The following is a 3,863-nucleotide window of genomic DNA, read 5'->3' on the forward strand; positions in this document are numbered from 1 at the left end:
GGGGAGCCCGGTGAGGAAGACCGGGTGGTCGAGGACAACATGCTCAAGATCTCCGGCGACGGCAAGCGCACCGGCCCGCCGGGTCCGGCGTGTGGTGCTGCGGGTGGCCGCGGTGGGCGCGTTCGGCGCCACGATCGCGGCGGGCGTCACGGTGGTGCAGAGCCTCGCCCCGGACGGCCGGGGGACGCAGACCACCGGCGCCCCGGCATGGCTGCCGGTGGCCAACGCGCAGACCCTGGCCGAGCACGCGACGGCGGCGGCGGCCGGCCAGCCGGACGTCTACCCGCGAGCCGACCAGTGGGTCTACGTCAAATGGGACAGCTACACCTCGCCCAGGCTGACGGCCAGAGCCACCGCGCCACCGGCCGGCGCGGGCCGGGCGGACTCGCGGGAGACCGTCGAGAGATGGACGCGGGGCGACGGCCAGGAAAGGGCCATGCGCAAGGAAGGCGGCAAGACGATCGAACGCCGCCGGGGCGGGGCGGACCCCCGTCTGCGGTTCGACCCCGCCTACCTGCGCTCGCTGCCGCTGGAGCCCTCCGCCCTGGCCGAACGCCTGAAGAAGGACACCAGCCAGATCGCTCTGCCGCAGGCGCGGGCGGTGTCCCACCAGATCCTGAGCATCCTGGAAGAAGGCGCTCCGGCGGCTCGCCTGCGCGCCGCCCTCTACACCGTCCTGTCCCGGCTGGACGACGTCGGCGTGGAACCGGTGCGCGATCTGCTGGGCCGGCAGGGCGTGGCGATCTACACCCGCGACGACGACGGGGTCCGCCAGGAGGTCATCATCGACCCGACCACCTTCGACCTGCTCGGGGCGCGCCGCGTCTACGTCGGCGGGGCCAAGTCGCCCGACCCGTACTACAGCGGGTTGCCCGAGGGTGAGGTGATCACCTCCAGGGCCCGGGTGTCCGTCGGCATCGTCGACGAGGCGGGCGACCTTCCGTAGCCGAGCCCCTGGCCGGTGCCCGTGACGAGGGCCGGGCACCGGCCGCCGGGCTCAAGGGGAGCCCGGCCCGCAGTGGTCGGGATCGACCCCCGGGCCGGGCCCGGAGTCGCCCGAGCCCCCTTCCCCACTTAGTAATCGGTACCGTATCGTTTACTAAGTGACTGACACCGTGCTCATCGCGGGCGCCGGCCCCACCGGGCTGGCCCTGGCCGTCCACCTGGCCCTGCACGACATCCCCGTCCGCGTCATCGACGCCGCCCCCGCCCCCGCCACCACCTCCCGCGCCCTCGGCCTGCAACCACGCGGCAGGGAGGTCCTGGAACGCATCGGCGCGCTCGGCGACCTGCCCCAGTGCTCCCGGTCCTCGCTCACCATGTCCTACAACGAGGGCACCCGCACCGTGCTGCGCCTCCACGTCGGCCAGGCCGTCGCCGACCAGCCGAAACAGACCCTGCTGATCTCGCAGGCCGAGATCGAGGGCACGCTGCGGCGACGTCTGGCCGAACTGGGCGGCCAGGTGGAGTGGGACACCCGCCTGGCCGCGGCCCGGCAGGACGACGCCGGCGTCACCGCCACCGTCCGCACGGCCGACGGCGCCGAGCGCCCGATCCGGACCCACTGGCTGATCGGCTGTGACGGCGCGCACAGCACCGTGCGCAAGCTCGCCGGCATCGGCTTCCCCGGCCGCAAACTCCTCGAACGCCTGCTGATGGTCGACGTGCAGGCCCGGTGGCCGCTGGACAGGAACGGCAGCACGACCTGGATGGAGGCCGGCCACATGCTGTCGGTCACCGCGCTGCCCGACGACACCTGGCGGGTGTTCACCGAACCGCCGTCGCAGCTGCCGGACCGGCTGTCCGAACGCGAGATCGGCGACCGGGTGCTGAGCGAGTTCTCCCGCCGCAGCGGGATCGGCCTCGACACGGTCACCGACCTCCGCTGGGCCTCGGAGTTCCGCATCCACCGCCGGCTGGCCGACGCCTACCGGCGCGGCCGGATCCTCCTGGCCGGCGACGCGGCGCACATCCAGAGCCCCACCGGCGGCCAGGGACAGAACACCGGCCTCGGCGACGCCGAGAACCTGGCCTGGAAGCTGGTGCTGGTCGCCCGCGGCCGCGCCGACCGGCGGCTGCTCGACACCTACGAAGGCGAACGCCGGCCGCTGGCCCGCAAGGTCCTGCGCGCCACCAGCACCGCCGTGGACATCATGCTGCCGAACGCCCCTTGGAAACGCCTGCTGCGCGACCACGTCGTCCTGCCGGTCGTGCGGCTGCCCGCCGTGCAGCGCCGGCTGTGGCTGGCCGCCTCCCAGCTCGGCATCAGCTACCGAGGAGGACCGCTGGCCCCGGCCGAGCACCGGTGGATGCCCGGACTGCGTCCCGGCGACCGGATGCCCGACCTCGCCTGCCGGCGCCCGGACGGCGGCGCCACCACCCTGCACGCCGCCATCGGCGGACGCTGGGTCGTGCTCGCCGATGATCGGCACGTCGCCGCCCGCCACGCCGCGGCCGCCGCGGCGGAGTTGGGCGCCGACCTGGTCCTCGCGCTCACGCCGGTGGAGCCCGGCTCACCCGACGTGGCGCTGATCCGCCCCGACGGGCACATCGGTTGGCGTCACCATCCGGCACCCGACAGACTGACCACATGGCTGAACAAGGTGCTGTGGCCGGCGTAGAACGCCACGGCCGTCCCCGCGATCCGGGAAACGACGCCGCCATCCTGGAGGCGGCGCTGGACCTGCTGATCGAACGCGGCGCGGCGGGCACCAGCGTGGAAGCGGTCGCCCAGCGCGCCGGCGTGGCGAAACTGACCGTCTACCGGCGCTGGCGGACCAAGGAGGACCTCCTGATGGCCGCCTTGGAGCACGCCCGTGCCCCCGACATCGACGCCGCCCCGGCCGGGCGGTCGATCGAGGAACTGGTCGGCTCCGTCGCCGAGCTGCTCAGCCGTCCCCGCTTCCGCGCGCTGATGGCCCGCGTCATCGGCGCCTCGGTCGACTACCCCAAGCTGGTGGCCGCCTACACCGAGCGCTACCTGCGGCCCCGGCTGGACGCCGTGGCCCAGGTCGCGCGGCAGGCCGTCGAGACCGGTCACCTTCCGGCGGGCACCGACCCCGGCGTCGTCCAGGACATCCTGGCCGGCTCGATCGGGTCCGTCCTGCTCCAGCACGCCGACGACGTGACCGCCGAACAGATCGAGCGCCGGTTGCGGACCCTGCTGGGGCACATCGGGTACCGGCCCTGACATCGCGCGGCCGCCGTCCCGTCCCTGCACGCTCAGCCGGGCAGATCGTCGCGGGCCACGAGCCCGTTCTCGTAGGCGTGGATCACCGCGTGCACGCGGTCGCGCAGGCCCAGCTTCTGCAGGACGGCCCGGACGTGCGACTTCACCGTGTTCTCGCTCAGCACCAGCTCCGCGCGGATCTCGGCGTTGGACCTGCCGCGCGCCAGCAGGCCGAAGATCTCGACCTCGCGCGGGGTGAGGCCGTCCAGGGCCGCCGTCCTGCGCATCGGCGTCTGCCGCAGGAGGCCCAGGATCGTCGCGGCGACCCCCGGGGCCAGCGCCGCCGTGCCGGCCGCGACGTCGCACACCGCCTGGGCCAGCGCGGCGGGCCGGACGTCCTTGGTCAGGTAGCCGCTGGCGCCGGCCCGGACTGCCGCCACGACCAGTTCGTCGTCGTCGAACGTCGTCAGCATGAGCACCCGGGTCGCCGGAGCGAGCCGCACGATCTCCGCCGTGGCGGCGACGCCGTCCAGGCGCGGCATGCGGATGTCCATCAGCACCACGTCGAGGCGGTGCCGCCGCCGGCGGCCGTGCGCGGCGACCTCTTGCGCCACACGACGGGGAGGTGACCGGCGGGCGTTCCGTTCCGGAACTCGTGCATGGGGGAAGCTCCTAGCGATCTTACGGATGCACG

General features: G+C 74.0%; 4 protein-coding genes. 3 read left to right on the forward strand and 1 reads right to left on the reverse strand.

The window, feature by feature from the left end; all coding sequences use genetic code 11:
* The first annotated feature begins 10 nt into the window (after positions 1-10).
* From ACWCSD_RS49380 to ACWCSD_RS49390, 3 genes are all read left to right on the forward strand, one after another.
* Positions 11-946 carry a CU044_5270 family protein gene (locus ACWCSD_RS49380; RefSeq protein WP_449926269.1) on the forward strand — a complete coding sequence of 312 codons (936 nt, stop codon included), beginning with the start codon at positions 11-13 and terminating at the stop codon, positions 944-946.
* Positions 947-1,103: 157 nt separating this feature from the next.
* On the forward strand, positions 1,104-2,621 hold the full coding sequence (locus tag ACWCSD_RS49385; RefSeq protein WP_449926266.1) for an FAD-dependent monooxygenase: 1,518 nt from the start codon (positions 1,104-1,106) through the stop codon (positions 2,619-2,621).
* A complete protein-coding gene (locus tag ACWCSD_RS49390) occupies positions 2,591-3,190 on the forward strand; it encodes a TetR/AcrR family transcriptional regulator (RefSeq protein ID WP_397162642.1) in 600 nt (199 codons plus the stop codon). The genes ACWCSD_RS49385 and ACWCSD_RS49390 overlap by 31 nt, the downstream gene beginning before the upstream one ends.
* A 32-nt stretch (positions 3,191-3,222) precedes the next feature.
* On the opposite strand, the gene ACWCSD_RS49395 is transcribed toward ACWCSD_RS49390, so the two are convergent.
* Complete coding sequence (locus ACWCSD_RS49395; protein WP_449926272.1) at positions 3,223-3,723, reverse strand: LuxR C-terminal-related transcriptional regulator; 501 nt, start codon at positions 3,721-3,723, stop codon at positions 3,223-3,225.
* Positions 3,724-3,863: the final 140 nt, after the last annotated feature.

Source organism: Nonomuraea sp. NPDC001684 (genome assembly GCF_053596515.1).